The 16145-nt window shown below is 56.1% G+C and carries 13 protein-coding genes; 10 read left to right on the top strand and 3 right to left on the bottom strand.

Going from position 1 to position 16145, the window contains the following annotated elements; all coding sequences use genetic code 11:
- Positions 1-6 precede the first annotated feature (6 nt).
- The 4 genes from RA28_RS06095 (at position 7) to RA28_RS06080 (ending at position 4327) form a co-directional block, all read left to right on the top strand.
- On the top strand, positions 7-753 hold the full coding sequence (locus RA28_RS06095; protein ID WP_039524592.1) for an ABC transporter ATP-binding protein: 747 nt from the start codon (positions 7-9) through the stop codon (positions 751-753).
- Positions 754-2286: an ABC transporter permease gene (locus RA28_RS06090; protein ID WP_039524588.1), complete on the top strand. Its 1533-nt coding sequence runs from the start codon at positions 754-756 to the stop codon at positions 2284-2286.
- Positions 2283-3341: a glycosyltransferase family 4 protein gene (locus RA28_RS06085; protein WP_039524585.1), complete on the top strand. Its 1059-nt coding sequence runs from the start codon at positions 2283-2285 to the stop codon at positions 3339-3341. The genes RA28_RS06090 and RA28_RS06085 overlap by 4 nt, the downstream gene beginning before the upstream one ends.
- Positions 3342-3439: 98 nt before the next feature.
- Positions 3440-4327 carry a DMT family transporter gene (locus RA28_RS06080; protein WP_082029736.1) on the top strand — a complete coding sequence of 296 codons (888 nt, stop codon included), beginning with the start codon at positions 3440-3442 and terminating at the stop codon, positions 4325-4327.
- A 208-nt stretch (positions 4328-4535) separates the two neighbouring features.
- Here RA28_RS06080 and RA28_RS06075 read toward each other — a convergent pair whose 3' ends face one another.
- The gene (locus tag RA28_RS06075) at positions 4536-5840 is read right to left on the bottom strand and encodes an MFS transporter (RefSeq protein ID WP_039524579.1); all 1305 of its coding nucleotides are present in this window, start codon (positions 5838-5840) and stop codon (positions 4536-4538) included.
- A gap of 292 nt (positions 5841-6132) precedes the next feature.
- On the opposite strand from RA28_RS06075, the gene RA28_RS06070 reads away from it, so the two are divergent.
- A complete protein-coding gene (locus tag RA28_RS06070) occupies positions 6133-6891 on the top strand; it encodes an SDR family NAD(P)-dependent oxidoreductase (RefSeq protein WP_039524576.1) in 759 nt (252 codons plus the stop codon).
- Between the two features lie 197 nt (positions 6892-7088).
- The gene (locus RA28_RS06065) at positions 7089-8648 is read left to right on the top strand and encodes a class I adenylate-forming enzyme family protein (protein WP_039524573.1); all 1560 of its coding nucleotides are present in this window, start codon (positions 7089-7091) and stop codon (positions 8646-8648) included.
- Positions 8649-8854: 206 nt separating this feature from the next.
- On the opposite strand, the gene RA28_RS06060 is transcribed toward RA28_RS06065, so the two are convergent.
- Together RA28_RS06060 and RA28_RS06055 are read right to left on the bottom strand one after the other, a co-directional pair.
- Positions 8855-9415: a CHAP domain-containing protein gene (locus RA28_RS06060; RefSeq protein ID WP_039524569.1), complete on the bottom strand. Its 561-nt coding sequence runs from the start codon at positions 9413-9415 to the stop codon at positions 8855-8857.
- A gap of 176 nt (positions 9416-9591) precedes the next feature.
- Positions 9592-10959, bottom strand: coding sequence for a dipeptidase (locus tag RA28_RS06055; protein ID WP_039524567.1), 1368 nt, complete (start codon positions 10957-10959; stop codon positions 9592-9594).
- 357 nt (positions 10960-11316) lie between these two features.
- Between RA28_RS06055 and RA28_RS06050 the strand changes: the two genes are divergently transcribed.
- The 4 genes from RA28_RS06050 to RA28_RS06035 all read left to right on the top strand — a co-directional run bounded on the left by RA28_RS06050 (position 11317) and on the right by RA28_RS06035 (position 16118).
- Complete coding sequence (locus RA28_RS06050; RefSeq protein WP_152612022.1) at positions 11317-12597, top strand: hypothetical protein; 1281 nt, start codon at positions 11317-11319, stop codon at positions 12595-12597.
- A gap of 46 nt (positions 12598-12643) precedes the next feature.
- Positions 12644-13729, top strand: a complete 1086-nt coding sequence (locus RA28_RS06045) for a hypothetical protein (RefSeq protein WP_039524560.1) — start codon at positions 12644-12646, stop codon at positions 13727-13729.
- A gap of 3 nt (positions 13730-13732) precedes the next feature.
- The gene (locus RA28_RS06040; protein ID WP_039524557.1) at positions 13733-14536 is read left to right on the top strand and encodes a hypothetical protein; all 804 of its coding nucleotides are present in this window, start codon (positions 13733-13735) and stop codon (positions 14534-14536) included.
- A 472-nt stretch (positions 14537-15008) separates the two neighbouring features.
- A complete protein-coding gene (locus RA28_RS06035) occupies positions 15009-16118 on the top strand; it encodes a glycine cleavage T C-terminal barrel domain-containing protein (protein WP_039525999.1) in 1110 nt (369 codons plus the stop codon).
- The last annotated feature ends 27 nt before the right edge of the window (positions 16119-16145 follow it).

Raw genomic sequence — 16145 nt, 5'->3', positions numbered from 1 at the left:
CGCAACGTGACTGCAGCCGACATTTCCTGCGAAAACGTCCGGAAGAGCTTTGACCGCACCGATGCGGTTGCAGAGTTTTCGACTGTCTTTCAGGCCGGACGGACAACGGCCCTGGTTGGTCCGTCCGGATGCGGTAAATCGACCATATTGCGAATGATCGCCGGGCTGGACGCCCCTGATGCGGGCCTGATCCGGCTGGGTCCTGAAACCCCCAAGCAGGTTGCCCGCCGCGGGGGTCTTTCGATGGCCTTTCAGGACCCTTCTCTGCTGCCCTGGCGGACGGTCCGGTCCAATATCGCGCTTGGCGCGGAATTGGCCCGCAAGCCCGCGGGCGGCGTGGACGACCTGATCCATCTTGTCGGATTGGACGGTTTTGCAGACCACCGACCCGCCGAGCTGTCCGGCGGTATGCGCCAACGCGCCGCAATTGCCCGCAGCCTGATTTCCGAGCCAGAGTTTCTGTTGCTGGACGAACCCTTTGGGGCCGTGGATGCGATCACCCGAAGGCGCTTGAATCAGGACCTGCCCCCTTTGTGGCGTCGGCGCAAAACAACCACAATTCTTGTGACCCATTCGGTGGAAGAAGCTGTTTTGCTGTCAGATCGCGTGATCGTCCTGTCCCCCCGACCCGCGCGCATTCTTTCGGATATTCAGATAGATATCGAAGGGCTTCGCACGGCGGCCGAAACAAACTCAGCCAAATTCCAAGCCCTCAAATCAAAGGTTTTGGCTGCCTTGGAGGAGGCCGCCTAGATGACGGTCACACGTTCCTTGCTCGGCGTCGTCGCCACGATTCTGGTCTGGGAAGCCATTGCGCGCATTCAGCCGAACAGTGTCTTTTTCAGTGGGCCGAGCGATGTGGCCAATTACATCATCGGCCATTCCGGCCTGCTTTTTCGCGCCGCCGTCGAAACAACCGGGAACGCGGTAATCGGATTTCTTTGGGGGAACTTCGTGGCATTTGCGTTGGCATGCCTCGTTATTCTCATTCCCAGGTCGGAATGGGTTGTGTCCGCCCTTGCCCTGCTTGTGTTTTGCATACCATTGATCGCAAGCGGGCCGATTTTGCGGGTTCTGTTCGGGCCCGGATCCGGCCCGCAAATCACGCTTGCCGCCCTGGCGGTCTACTACACCACATTCCTGTCCTTGGTCGTTGGATTGCGAGCTATCTCGCAAAACTGGACAGATTTAATGACGATCTATGGTCGCGGGCGGTTGTCGACCTTGTTGATCGTACGTCTCAGGGCCAGCCTGCCCTACCTCTTTGTCGGGTTGCAAATTGCGGCTCCGGCCGCCTTTTTAGGCGCCATGATTGGAGAGTTCACCGGCGCAGAAAAAGGTTTGGGCGTGCTTACCCTGCGGGCCATGCGAGGTCTCCAAACAGACGCAACTTGGGCTTTGGCTTTGATATCAGCATCCCTTGCCATGCTTGGGTATGCCTGCGTTGGCCTGATCAAAGAAAAGCTGACGCCACATGCACCGACCATTTTGGTGTCGACGCCGCGGGGTCGGTCGGACCATTCATTCCCTGCCCAGGTGATCGGCGTAGCGGCCATCGCCGCCCTCGTCTTTTTTTTGTGGCAAGGGTCAATGGATGCATTCAACCTGAACCCATTTTTTGCGAAACGCCCCGGAGATATCTGGCAGTTCCTTTCGCACCCCGCGAACATGAACACATTGCTCAACGCGCTTGGCGCAACGCTGGCTTATGCAATCCCCGGTTACCTCGCGGGGTTGGCCTTGGGCGCGGGGCTGGCAGTCGTCTTGATGCTGTGGCCACCCGTCGCGCGGGCGATCATGCCAACGGCAATCACCTTGCGAGCCGTGCCAATCATCACAACCGCGCCCCTGTTGGTTTTGGCTTTTGGACGGGGATTCACCGGAACGGTCGCGATCGTCGCTGTAATGATCTTTTTCCCGACCCTTGTCGCCTGTCTGCAAGGTTTGCGTCAGACACCGACGCAGATTGTGGACCTGTTCGAAAGCTATGGCGTGACGCGGTTTAAGCTGCTGCGTTCCGCCCAGATCCCCGCCATGTTGCCTGCATTGTTTGCTTCGGCCCGGATGGCGGTACCAGCCGCCCTGTTGGCCGTTACAACGGCCGAATGGCTTGCCACCGGGCGTGGTATCGGCGTTCTGATGGCGCTTACCGCAAGCACCTCAGACTATAATATGTTGTGGTCTTGCGTTGTGCTGCTGTGCCTAGTTGCAGTCGGTGCCTTTGCAATGGTCGCTTGGTGTGAAAAGAGAGTTCTGCGTATCTATGCAAGCGAGCAATTGGCGTGACTGAGGCAGTGTTTGCAATCCCGGGCGACAAGGACCAACGAACCGGGGGGTTCATCTATGAAGCCACGGTTTTGCGATGCCTAAACGAGATCGGTTGCAATACCGAGCATCTGCAACTGCCAGACAGTTTCCCGGAACCCAGCCGCAAAGACATGGTCGCGACGCTGAACGCTTTGTGCGCCGTTCCAGAAACGCGCCCCATCATCCTTGATGGTTTGGTATTCGGGGCTATTGATCCAACGGGCCTTTCGCAGGTGAAGGCGCCAGTTATTGCAATGATCCACCACCCCTTGGGGCTGGAAACAGGTCTTTCGCCGGAACGGGCAGAGTTTCTTCGAAACAACGAGACCGAAGCGCTTCGGTATGCCGCTCATGTCATTGTCCCAAGCCCCGAAACCGCGCGAATACTAACGCATGAGTTCGGCGCCAACCCGGACGTGATCACGGTTGCGGCACCCGGCTTTGATCGCCCGATCATCCGAAAACGCCCATTCGAACCGCCACTGATTTTATCCGTGGGACTTTTGGCACGCCGCAAAGGTCATGACACGCTGTTAAGCGCGTTGGCCACACTCAAGGATTTGTCCTGGCAAGCGGTCATCGTTGGAAAAGAGCATGACCGAAACACAGCGAATGCGTTGTACGCTCAATCCACATCTCTCGGTTTGAACACACGCGTTACTTTCGCTGGCGAGTTGGATCAGCCGTCGTTGAACGAAATGTTCAATTCCGCAACCCTGTTTGCCCTCGCCACGCGCTATGAAGGCTACGGGATGGTGCTGAGCGAGGCGATGATGTTCGGGTTGCCGATCGTATCGTGCAGCGTCGGCGCTGTCCCGGAAACAGTCGGCGAGGCGGGTTTTTTGGTGCCGCCAGATGACGCGGATGCGTTTGCGGCCAAACTGAGGTTGATATTGGAAGACCCTGAAACACGACGCAGATTGGGCCTTTTGTCGGAGCGGAAATCAAAGACGTTGCCGGAATGGCGTGACACTGCTGCCGTATTTGCGCGCGTGATCAGAACCTTAAGTGGTTCAGATCAAGGCAATGGATAGGCTTGCAGCCACAGTTGGGTAAAAGACTTACGGCAGACCGATCAAAGCTGGTTTAAGTTCAGGCCAAAAAAAGAACGTGCAAAGCAAGGGAGAAGTTTTTGGACGATAGGCGTCGGGGCATTGGACTAATTGTATTAGGTGCTTTGATCATTTCGCCAACCGGGGCGCTGGTTGCAGGGATGGGGCATGTCAGCACGCCGGAATTCGTCATTCTTCGTTGCGCGGGCATCGCAGCCTTCTTTGCTTTGGCGGTGGCCGTGACGAGCGGTCTTGGCGGGATCGCCCGCTTTCGGCAATCGGGTGTACCGGGCCTTGTCGCATCTGTGTCTTTGGGGACGATTATGGTGCTGTCCATCTATGCATTTCAAAACGCCCCGGTCGCGCGCGTGCTGCTGTTGTTTTCGACGGCACCTTTGCAGGCGGCCTTGATTGCCCGCTTGGTGCTGGGCGAGCGATTGGCCAAAGCGACCGTATTGGCGCTGTGCCTGTCATTGGCCGGGATCATTTTGATTGTCATGGGTGGTCTCAGTTCTGAAAGCACGGATGATTTCTCGCTTTCGGGCGATTTGGCCGCAGTTCTGTCTTCGACCCTGTACGCCGTGTTTTCAGTGGCGTTGCGGGCCGGACGGGAGGTGGACATGCGGGTGTCGATGCTGATGGTCGGTTTGATCGGCATGATACTCGCGCTCGTGCTGTTTTTGTCGGCAGGAGAACGGGTCAATGCCACCACCCTTGAAGCGGCGGCGATCTTCGGGATCGGTTTCTTTTTGACAGGCGGTGCGTTCTTTCTGTTCACCATCGGCTCCAAATGGGTGTCCTCGGCAGAATTCAGCATGGTGTCATTGTCAGAGATCTTTTTCGGATCACTTTGGGCCTGGCTGTTTTTGTCTCAAGGAATATCGCTCATCACAGGACTCGGAGGCGTGCTATTTTTTCTTGCGATTCTGGTGGATGCGCGATTTGCAACGAAGCCGCTTGAAACATGATCATCAGCTTCCTGCGTAAAGAGATGGCCTATAGGATCCACACGTGATCTTTCCGCTGAATACCAGATCTTGGGCCTTCCACGCGTAAAGCCCGGAAGCCCGACGAACGTAGACTCTTTTCAAATAGTTCTCAGTCCCCCGCTGGCGATTGTTCGTCGCGCTTGTTTCTGAGCGGCGAGCCCGAGGCGGTCGCTTTATCCGTGCTTCATTACCTGGGCTCAGGTTTTTTCTCGACCAAAGACAGCGCCAGATAGACTGAAACGCCGTTCAGAACGGCAAGAACGCTCAACGGGATCAACGCGCTGTGAATCTGCGCGACTATCCCAAGAACACTGGCAAAAATAATCCCGCCAATCCCTGCAACCGCGTCAGCGAGCGCAACCATGTAAGGACGGTTGGAAGCGGACGACATCGACAGAAGATACAGATAGCGCCCTTCAGTTTCCCCGCCGATCCCGAACGACAGAAAGAAAATCGTCGCGGCATAGACCCACGGATTACTGGCCAACCCGAACAGATCAAACCCAATCGCCATAAGCGAGGAAAGACACGCGATCATGGACGCGCCGGCAATTGTGTAACGGATCGACTTCTGAACGACGCGCCGCCACAGCATCGCTCCAATGGCGCGCCCAGCGCTTGTCGCGGTGACGAAGATGCTCAGAATATGCGGTGTTGAAAGGTGATAGGTGGCTGCATGAATTGTGTAGAACGGCGTGGCCAACTCGACCGACAAGAAAAACACCCGCGCGACAAGGAAACGCCGGAACCACGCAAATTGCAAAGCCAGCGACCAACCACGCGCAACTTGTTTGAAAAAGGACTCTTTCTGTTCTGTCGCCTCGGAAGCGCCTGCCTCATGCGGAGATTTTGTCAGAACAAGTCGGAACATGCAGAAGCACGAAACCAAAAGCGCCAACACACCCAACCAGAGCAGAACGCGATGTCTTTCAAACGGGGTTTCTCCGGCCATCAGCGCCCGTGTTGTCCAAACAAGGGCTATGGCTATGACGCAGCTCAACGCCAACTGTGTAAAGACGATCTGCCCGCGTTCCTCGTCTTCAAGCTCTGAGCCATAGATGTGATTGCTGCCCAACGCCCAAATCCCGTAGCAGCACCCGACAATTAGGGCGACCAGCACGAAAAGAACCATAACAATCCCGTTTGGAAGAGCGGCACCCGACAATGCCAGCACAGCCAAAACCAATGCAATGACTAGGTTAGGCAGTATCATCGCCTTTTTGGATCGGTCCCCCAATTTGATATACGGCGACATCGTCGCTTCGGCCACAATCCGTGCGCCCTTGACGCAAGGAAGAAGCAGCCCGGCAAGAAACTGCGGTGCCCCTAACGCGAGATACAAAAACGGAAGCACAATGCTCGGGCTGGCGAGAATATCCGAAAGGGAATCCGCAATCCCGCCCCAAAGTAGATAGGCGCGGTTCCTTTTTACGTTCGCCACCGGCTTCTTGTCCGAATTGACCATTGCCTCGCCCCATGTTTTGACAAACATGGCGTCCTTGTTCTGTTGGAGCGCCTTGCGCTTTTATCAATAGTTTAATGCATCTTGCGCCCACGCTCTACTCTGCGTTGTCGATCGTGTTTTGCGCGTCGCCTCCGTTAACAAGGCTTCAAGAAGTTGCCGTTCGGCATGCCGGAAACGACAGGCTCGACCGAACACGCGGCATGTGCAGCAACACGGCAAACCTTCATCTGCAACTATCCTAACCGGTTTGTGCTATTTGAATTACCAGCGCGGAACGCGTCCGCTACTTGGCGCGAATGTTGCTGATGGAGGATTGAGTTTGGATATTTCAGGAAGCGTTGCGCTTGTAAGCGGTGGCAGCGGCGGGCTTGGGAGCGAAATCTGCAGGCTTTTGGCCCGCAAAGGCAGCCAAGTGGTGGTCGGCTATCGAAATGGATCGGACCGCGCGGAAGCTGTCTGCGCAGGCATCAAAGATGAAGGCGGTGCAGCTTGCGTACAGCAAGTCGACCATACTGATCCTGCGTCAGTACGTGACTGTGTCGACAAGATCGTCGGCAAATTCGGCAGCCTCGGTATTTTGGTGAACAACGCTGGGATGGCCTCTGGCGAGTACACCGTGCCAAACGGTGATCTGGACGCGCTGACGCCTGAAATTTGGACAGATATGCTGGAGGTCAACTTCAGCGGCCCCTATTTCCTTACCAGAGCGGCTGCGCCCTACCTGAAAGCATCCAAATGGGGCAGAGTTGTAAACCTCTCATCCACAATTGCGCATGGGGATTGGAGCGCCGCAGCCGCCTACGCACCCAGCAAGGCTGCTGTCGTACCGCTCACCAGGTTTCTGTCAACGGCTTTGGCGCCTGACGTGACCGTGAATTGTGTATCCCCTGGGCTGATGGAAGGGACCCAAATGTCTGGCGGGGCTTCTGACGGGTTTGTCGCCATGTGGCGCGACCGGTCGCTCCTTGGCAGAACGACCTCGATTGAAGATGTTGCCCAACAAGTGCTGTTGTTCTGCAAGAGCCCTTCGATAACAGGGCAGACCGTCGTGATCGACGGTGGTATTCACCTTCACTGATCTCTGCCAAGGACGTGAAACAACAATTCAGACATGCGCTTTGGACCGGCACGGTTCCAATGGTCGTTCGCGCCCGGCTCAGCGGCGGTGCAGCTTGTCGAACGGTCAAATCTGAACCAATCGCTCCATGTTAAGGGGTTCTGGGATCGCTTAGTCTGGTTTAGACCTTGGAATAGATCAATTCTAAGGAGAAACGCATGTCGGTATCGGGACCTCCACTGGCTGCACCAGCGGATTTGACAGATTTGCTGCGTGCGGGCCTGTCAGCGAATCCCGAAGGGACAGCCCTTTATGCGTTGGACGGCGTTTTGACACGGCGACAGGTGGATGCCGCCTGCACGCGCCTTGCGCGGAGTTATCTGAATCTGGGCCTGAAGCCAGGGGACCGCGTGGCGTCGATCATGCCAAACCGGGCTGCGCTGGTGATCCACTATCTGGCATGTATGCGGGCCGGTTTGGTGGCGATGCCTCTCAACTATCGATACACGGCGGCTGACATCGACTATGCCTTTGATCTGGCGACACCTGCAGCGCTCTTGGTGCACAGCGAGCGGGCCAACGATATCGCTGCGGTTTCCGGATTGGCGCGATTGCCTTTGGGCGTAATCGCCCATGCAGGTGAGATAGCTGGCGCGATTTCCTTTGAAGACCTTGTGGACGCCAACAGCGAATGCGAACTGCCGGACGTTGCAGCGGAAGCTGCGGCATTTATCTTCTTTACCTCCGGAACCACTGGCAAGCCGAAGGGAGTGACGCATAGCCATGCCAGCATGGGCAGTATGGTCGCAAGCAATGCGCAGGGGCTGGATTTGGGCGCCAAAGACGTCGTGCTGCCCGCCTCGTGGATTTCTCATACCGCCGGATTACGGCTCACATTTGCTGGGCTTTGGGCCGGTGCAATGGTGGACGTCGCGCGGCGTTTCACACCAGATGAACTTTTCGGGTTGTTGCGGCAGACGCGGCCGACAATAGCACAGATACTGCCCGCGCCCTTGGCGGCCTTGCTTGAAGCACAGGGCGCAAGACAAGAGGATTTCAGCTCACTCAGAACGATGATGGCGGGCGGGGACAAGCCTTCGCAAACCGTCGTGGAAGAATTCGACGCATTGGCAGGCGTACCGATCGGATCGTTCTACGGCATGACGGAAATGGGGACGTCGCATTCCAACACGCATGGAAATGCAGCGAAGGTCGGCGCGGTGGGGTTGAACAATCCGGGATATGTCTCAGAGTTGCGCAATGAGGCCGGGGAGGAAGTCCCCGTAGGGGCGGATGGTCGGCACTGGGTGAAAAGCCCAAGTATGATGACCCAGTATTGGAAAGATCCAACAGCAACCAAAGCCGCGTTTCAGGATGGGTGGCTCGATACAGGTGATCTGATGCGGCGGGATGAAGATGGCTATTTTTGGTTCCGAGGCCGCCAGAAACAGATCATCGTGCATGACGGATCGAACATCAGCCCGGCAGAGGTTGAAGACGCGCTGACCGCACATCCAGCAGTCGCGGCAGCAGTGGCGGTTGGGGTGCGAGACGAGATGCATGGTGAGGATGTTTGGGGGTTCGTAAGTCTTGCCGAAGATGCCACCCCCGTCAGCGCCGACGAGATTATTGAATTCGCGAGAAATCGAATAGGATACAAGGCGCCCGATGTGGTTAAAGTATTGAAAACGCTTCCCTTAACAATGGGTGGCAAGCTTGACCGGATGGCGCTGAAACGATTGGCGGCGGAAGAGAGTGGTTCCGCGCATGTTTTGTAAGGCCGTTGCAGGCCGGGCAATAGAAATTGTCCGAGATGTTGTGCCTTTGGTGGAAGCATCAACGCGCAGCTCAAGCTCCCGAATATCAAGTGGATCAATGCGTTCTGTTGGGCTTCATCCGTCCACGAGCAGGGTTGCGAGTTCTTCGCTCCAACCCATGGTGGCGACATCGGCTACCGGTGATCGTGAACGGAAGTACAGACCGGCTATTCTTCGATTTTCGGATAGATGAAACCGTTCACCGGGTAGAAGCTGCCATACCGGCCCGGATTGCTTTCGACCCGAACCAAAGTCCAATCATTGTTTTTGGATACGTCCCTGACGCCCATCTTCAATGACACCTTGTTACGGTGCCAATTGGCGTGGTTCACAATGACTTCGCGTTCGGTAACAACGTCGGACACGACAGCCACATGGCCCAATGGCATTCCGCGCGTTGCACGAAAGGACATGACCGCACCGACAACCGGTTCATTGCCCCGCTGAAAAAGGTTGCGCGCTTTGCCCCACCAGTCTTTGGCGTTGCCGCGAATTTCGATACCGCTCAGGTCCCGTGCATAGGGCACGCACCAAACCCTTTGTCCCCGCGCATGCTTTTGTGAGACTTCGCGCAACGCCATCATTTGACGTTCTGGATCAAGCTCTATCTCGTTTTGGTTTTGGGCACAGGCAGCGAGAAGACTGAACAGCCCGAACGCTATCGCAATTCGGGTTGTGCCGGACAAGCGCGGCCAGATCGTGTTCGTTATTTTGGCGCTGTTCTGCAAGAAGCTTGTATGCCGTTTCGAAACCTCGCAAGTCTTCTCGGTGATCTGAACAGAAATTAAAAGAGGCTTGTCCGCACCCCGGCGAATTTATGCCAGTCCCCGGTAAAAGAACCACAGGCGAAGTGCCAAGTGCGCGCCCACGTTTCATATTTGCCCGGGAACGGAGCACATCACCCTTATTCGCCCAGTCGCTCCATTAGTCTGGCATAAGCCGTTTGCCCTCGCCTGAACGTCGGCAGGCGAAAGAACTCATCCGGGGCGTGTTGATTTTCGTCTTCATGCCCGAACGCGAACATGACGGCGTGCAGACCAAGTTCGTCCAAAAGGGTCGACATCACCGGAATCGAGCCACCGACCCGAGTTTTATATGGTGCTTTTCCGTAAACTTCTTCCAGAACCTGACCCGCGACTGCGGTTGCGTTGTGCCCGGCAGGCACAAGAAATGGATCCGCGCGGCCCGGGTTCCGCGCCACCTCTGCCGTAACGCCGGGCGGGCAATGCGCGTCGACGTGGGCAGCGATCAAGTCAAAGACCGCCTCGGGGTTCTGATTTGCCACCAGCCTGCAGGTGATCTTGGCAGAAGCGACCGCGGGCAAGACTGTCTTGGTGCCCTGCCCCTGCCACCCGCTGGTAAGACCGTTGACCTCAAGCGTTGGCCGCGCCCAAAGGTTTTCACGTGTTGTGAACCCCGGCTCGCCAAGCGTCGACGGGGCACCGGTCTGCGCCAGGTAAGCCGCCTCATCCCACGGCACTTTTGCGATCGCCTCGCGATCCTCATCGGTCAAATCGACGACATCGTCATAGAAGCCGTCGATGGTAATCCGCCCATCGGGCGACTTCATACTGGCAAGTAGTTGCGCCAGGGCCATTGCCGGGTTTGCAACGCCCCCGCCGTGCAGGCCGGAGTGCAGATCAGATTTTGCGCCCTGCACCGTGATCTCTAACGAAGTAAGACCTTTCAGTCCCAGAACCAGTTGCGGGGTTTCCGTATCCCACTGGCTGCCATCCGCCGAAAAAATCATGTCGGCCTGAAGACGGTCGAGATTTGCCTCGATAAAAGGCGGCAGGTCGGGCGAGCCGATCTCTTCTTGTCCTTCAAAGAAAAACCGCACGTTGACGGGCAGTTTTCCGGTTTCTGCCAACAGCGCTTCGGCAGCAAGGATCGGTATCAGCATTGCGCCTTTGTCATCTGTTGCGCCACGCCCATAAATCCGATCCCCGCGGATCGTCGGTTCAAACGGAGGCGACGTCCAGAGCTCAAAGGGTTCTGCCGGCTGCACGTCGAAGTGGCCGTATATCAGTATCGTAGGGGCATCGGGTCCCGCACGCAGCCAATCCGCACAGACGACCGGATGGCCTGCCGTGTCCATCAACTGCACATTTTCCATACCGGCGGAAACAAGACGATCGACCACCCATTGACCCGCATCCCGCACATCGCCAGCGTTTTCGGGTTTGGCTGAGACGGACGGAATTCTTATGAATTCACAAAGCTCTTCGACAAAGCGCGATTGATGTGTGTCAAGGTAGTCTGCCCAACCCATTTTGTGCCCTCATTGTTGTTCGGCTTCAAACTGGCGAAACCAATGTGAGGCCGCAAGCCCGAAGAAGAACTGATTGGGGCTTTTCCTAGAAACCCTAGCTCTGGCTGCGGGCGGCGCGACCAAAAGCTGAAACAATTCGGCGCGTACGAGCCGCTGTCCCAACGTGGTTGGACCTGCGGATCCTCAATGCGAAAAGATGAAAAACGCGGCGCGCATCAACTCAACTTTTTGGGACAAAGCCGCTCATGTCAGATCATCCCGGTTGCAACAGACCATTTATATCTGTGAACAACATCATTGACAAAGCGACCTCGTCCCGCGCCCAAATGGGGACGCGTCTGATCAAAGGGGAAAGCTGTGCCCGTGTTCAAAGTTGAAGGCAAGGAACTCAAAAAACTTGTCAATCACGCGAGAGAGAATCCGGTTTCCTTTGCCTTCAATCCCGGAGCCAAGGACGACCATTATTTCGGTCTGCACCGTAAACAGCCTGCCAAGGCGATCGCCAAAGAGGCCAAGGATATAGGGTCGGGCAAAAGAGTCGCTTTTGGTGAGATGAGCGTTTCCGAAACAGTCATGCGTCTACGGTGCGACAAGCAAGTGCCCGCAATGGCAAAAACCCTAAAAAGGTGGCTAAAGAAGCAAAAGGTCAAACTGGACGTTGTCATCGTGGATGCCGATGGCACTGTTCTGGACTCGGATGTCGATGCGCAAGAAAGCCAGGATGCATCAGGCGCAGAACAGGGCACCAATCCCAATGAAAAAGCGGCTACGCTGGAGCGTTTGAAAGCAATCTCGGACCGGATCAAAGACCTGCCCAAAGAAGCCGCAGCGCCGTTGGTGGCCCCTTTCAAGAGCATCGTTAAGCTTGCCAACGCAGGTGATATCGAACGGGCGCAATTGGGCGCTGACAAGCTTGATCAAGCCTTGGCCAAACTCGAAAAAGCACCCGCTCAGGGTTCGGAGGCACCGCAGAAGCCCGGTACCAGTAAATCGGACCCAGACGCGGCCAAATGGAATGCCCAAGCCGCAAAAATCAAGCCTGCCGTCGAAGAGGTTTTGGAACGTTCCGGTCAATCGCATTCGGACAGCCCGGAGTATCTTGAACTGCGTCAGCTTTGGGCCACGGCCAACGAACAGGCAAACGGCGATCAACCGAATTACTCAGCAGCCCTCCAAACCGTTCCCCGGATCGTTGATTTGGTAAAAAAGCTCCGCAATGCGCAGAGTTTTGAGGACGTTAGCCCCGAAGTGCAGCCCTTTGCCAAAGCCCGCGCGACTTGGCAGTCGGCCAGAACGGTGATGAACTCGGAAATGCAGAAGCTGCAATCAGAAATAGCGAAGGTCTGCCAAGGGGATACCCAGTTTGAAAAAGTCCTGAAGAATGTTCCGTCATTGACGAAACGCACAGCCAGTCTGGATGACCGATTGGACAAGGCCCTGGTGGCGGTCGTGAAATCAGAAGCCGGCAAGCCGCGTGAAAAAAGCAAGTCCGAGGTGATCCGCATCCTCAAAGACTATCGCAGCATGCTTGACACGGATTTCTTCAAACATGTCGACAGCAACAATGGATTCACCAAGGTTTCGGTCACAAAAACCGCACGAAAGGCATTGGGCGAGATCGCGCGGGTGGTTGCATGACCCACTCCTGCAAATTTGACGCCGCACAAACCATGTGGAGAAGTAAGTGCCCCAGTTAAATGAGCCGCAAAGCGAATTTCTCCGGCGTTATCTGGGTTTTCAGCCCAAGGGAAAAATCGCCATCAGCCCGGATGAAAATGACCGTTTGGGAGAACTGTCGCCCGAAGAGTTGGTGCAGACGGACCTGACCCGCTGCGATACAAAAGATCTGTTTTCTTCGGACTACATGTTGGCGCTGGCGAAAATCGAGTACAAAGGCGAGGGCAATTCCGACCTCAAGGCACTGATGCGCGAAGTGGCCAAAGGCCTGTCAGGGCCGCGCCGAGCCGAAGTTATGGAAGAACTTGCCGTGATCATTGGCCTTCCGCCCACGGCCGATCAACTCGATGCCGACTACGGCCGGTTTGTGATCATCAAAAAACAGCAGGATACCAATGGAAAGTCCAAAGATGAGGACATGTCGGATCTTGACGAAGACAAGCATCCCGAATTCATGGCATCGCGCGGTCAGTTTATGTTTGGGAAGGTTCTGGGGGATGCTTTTGGCATCCATGAGGTATTCGCCGCTCTGCTCAGCCCCACGGGCGGATTGGTCGGACCGGGCAATTGGCTGATCCCCGGTATCATCGATGCAGGGCATTTGGACCCAGACAACCCGGTCGCCCTGCACGGTTGCGTGCATGACGCTGCTGGATACCTGCACACGTTTCACAACGAAGGACCCGGGTATAACTACCTGGATAGTGATATCGAGATTTTGGGAACCGGCAGCCCCTTGTCCGGCCAGATCAGCGGCATCGCCTACTGGGTTGCGGAGGTCGGAGACGAGTATATTGAACGGCGCGTCGACGCGGCTGTGCTGAAGGTCGAAAATGGTCTTGCATCGGCGCGAAAAGCCGTGACCGAGAACATTGACGGACTTTTGGCAACTTTCAAAAGCAAGGCCAAGAAGACGATCGACCGTGTTGAAGGGGCAGCCTTGGCAGTTGCCGAGGCGATCACAGATGCGGCCCGCCGCGTTTCCGAAACCGTGGTGGAAAAGCGCAAACCGACTGTCGTGCAGGTCAGCAAGGATGCCCCTGCACAGGTCAGTGACAAGCTGAAACGTATGACCAACTTTCTATGGAGCTAGGGCATGGCATCTGAATTCATGCACCCGTCCGAGTTTGCGTATGCATTTTCCTATGCAGGCGCGAAAGAGATTATCGGATGGGACCAAAACGATTTCTTGCCCGCGGCAGAGGACGCGACGGCCCCTGAAGGCTGGCTGGTTTTGGGCGAAACGCATCTGGTCGAAGCAGGTCGACTTGTCGGTTCTGCGGAACAGGGCCTGAACTTTACGGATGACTTGGCGTCCAATGTTCTGGCCCTTGTTGATCCATCGCTGGTTCTGTTGGCAGAACGTAAAGAGGTCGACGGATTGCGCAGACTGACGGTCCACGCCGCCGGAAAGAATTTTGTCGGGTTGACGCGACGTGCGGATGGTCGTTTCGAAACAACCGCCTATTCCGACATAACCGCAGCCGCCGGCGCATGCGCCGCCTTCCTTGGCGCATCATTGAACCCCTTGAACGATGAGGCCCGGATTGAAGCCGGTTTCGACGCGTTCTCGGAGCTTCGGCAATCCGCCGAACAGGGGCAAATTGACAAGGCCGTCGCTTCGCTGACTGCACTGGGTGCCTCTGAAAATGATGCCACATCCTCTGCGAATGCGCTCGGTGCGCCAAAGTCTTCGGGCATGCTCTCTGTGCTCTACTGTGCCAACAACGCGGTTCAGGATGCGCAACCTTACGCTGTCATGACGAATTCGGAAGACCAAACCTGGGTCCTCTTTCCGCCTGCGAGTCTGGATGCACCGCTCGTTCTGGAACGAAGCTCTGTGGCGTCGTTAACGGCGCGGGTCTCTGTCGAAATAGCGGCCCGGCTTGGTAAAAACTGAAAGCCGAGAATCCGACTGGGGGTGTCAGGCAAAACCACACCAAACTCAACCGGGTCGTGATGCTGTGACTTTGGCGCGCATAGGTGTCGCTGCTTTGCGACAGATAAAAATGGCTGCGGATTTTGCAGAGTGCTGGACGAGCACCTACGATTATTTGCAGAGGAAGCGGCCAACACGACTGCGCAACCAAAAAATGTAGACGCATGGAACACGTGCTATAGAACCCGGATGAAGCTTTTGTTTGCGAGTCAAGGAAACTCAGGCCGTTGCAGACCTGTGCCCAGACTCCCCCAAAAGAACGCCTTGCTGACGGGAAACCCTCGATCTATCTTCCGTTTTTTGTACACATCCAAGTTGGAACCGCCGCCAAATTTGAAGCTTATTGGTTAGCAATTGGCGGCGATTGCAAATGAAAGCGCCCACTTCCCCCTCAGACCAGGGCCAAACGATAGACTGGCCAGGAGACCACAATATGCACCACATCGGAATTGGGCCCAATTTACGCAAATCGGCATATTTCGACGCAACGGTTCGTGACGGTGTAAAGAGCTTTTCTGTCTACAATCACATGCTCATTCCCGGCCATTTCGGAGAGCCGGAGGCGGAATACGACCGCCTGATCAATGGCGTTGTCATGTGGGATGTTGCGGCACAAAGGCAGGTCGAACTTCGCGGCCCCGATGCAGGTCGATTGGCCCAATACCTGACGCCCCGAAACCTGAGCAAGACCCGTATCGGACAGGGCCGGTATGTGCCGCTTTGCGACTACGACGGGTGGCTGATCAATGACCCTGTGCTGCTCAAGTTAAGCGATAAACGGTATTGGCTGTCCGTTGCTGATAGTGACATTCACCTTTGGGCCGCGGCCATCGGGCGCGAGCGTGGCTGGGACGTGCGCGTCAGCGAGCCCGATGTCTCCCCCCTTGCTATCCAGGGTCCAAACGCGGTGGAGGTTGTGGCGAAACTGTTCGGAGATCACATCCGGGAATTCACCTATTTTGGATTTGTCGAGACTCAACTTGATGGCATCCCTCTTGTCCTCGCTCGATCCGGATGGTCGAAACAGGGCGGTTTTGAACTCTATCTGCAAAACAGTGCCCACGGCACACGGCTCTGGAACAAAGTCAAAGAGGCCGGGGAGGAATTCGGGATCGGCCCCGGTGCACCTAACGACATCGAGCGGCTTGAAAGCGGGTTGATTTCCTACGGTGCGGATATGCGCCTGCAAACTCATCGGGCAAATCCGTTCGAGATGGGGATTGGCAAGCTTGTTGATCTATCCTCGGGTCACGACTTCGTCGGCAAAGCCGCATTGGAAACAATCGCTCAAGAGGGGGCGAGACGGACCCGGATTGGGTTGTTCATCCAAGGTGATCCGACCCCACCCGGCCATCAAGTACCCCTGACATACGATGGCAAGACGGTTGGATTTGTCAGCGAATTCGCCTTCTCAAAGCGCCTTGCAAAGACCATCGGCGTCGGTTTGATCCAATCCGATCTCGCTGATGCGAACGTGCCTTTAAATGTCCCCGTCGGCGCAAAGGAATTTTCGGCCCGTGTAACCGCGGTGCCCTTTATCTGAGTCAGGAAACGTATAAGCAATGCGTTT

The sequence above is a fragment of the Ruegeria sp. ANG-S4 genome, assembly GCF_000814005.1.
Classification (GTDB): domain Bacteria; phylum Pseudomonadota; class Alphaproteobacteria; order Rhodobacterales; family Rhodobacteraceae; genus Ruegeria.
This window is presented reverse-complemented; position numbering and strand designations above follow the sequence as displayed.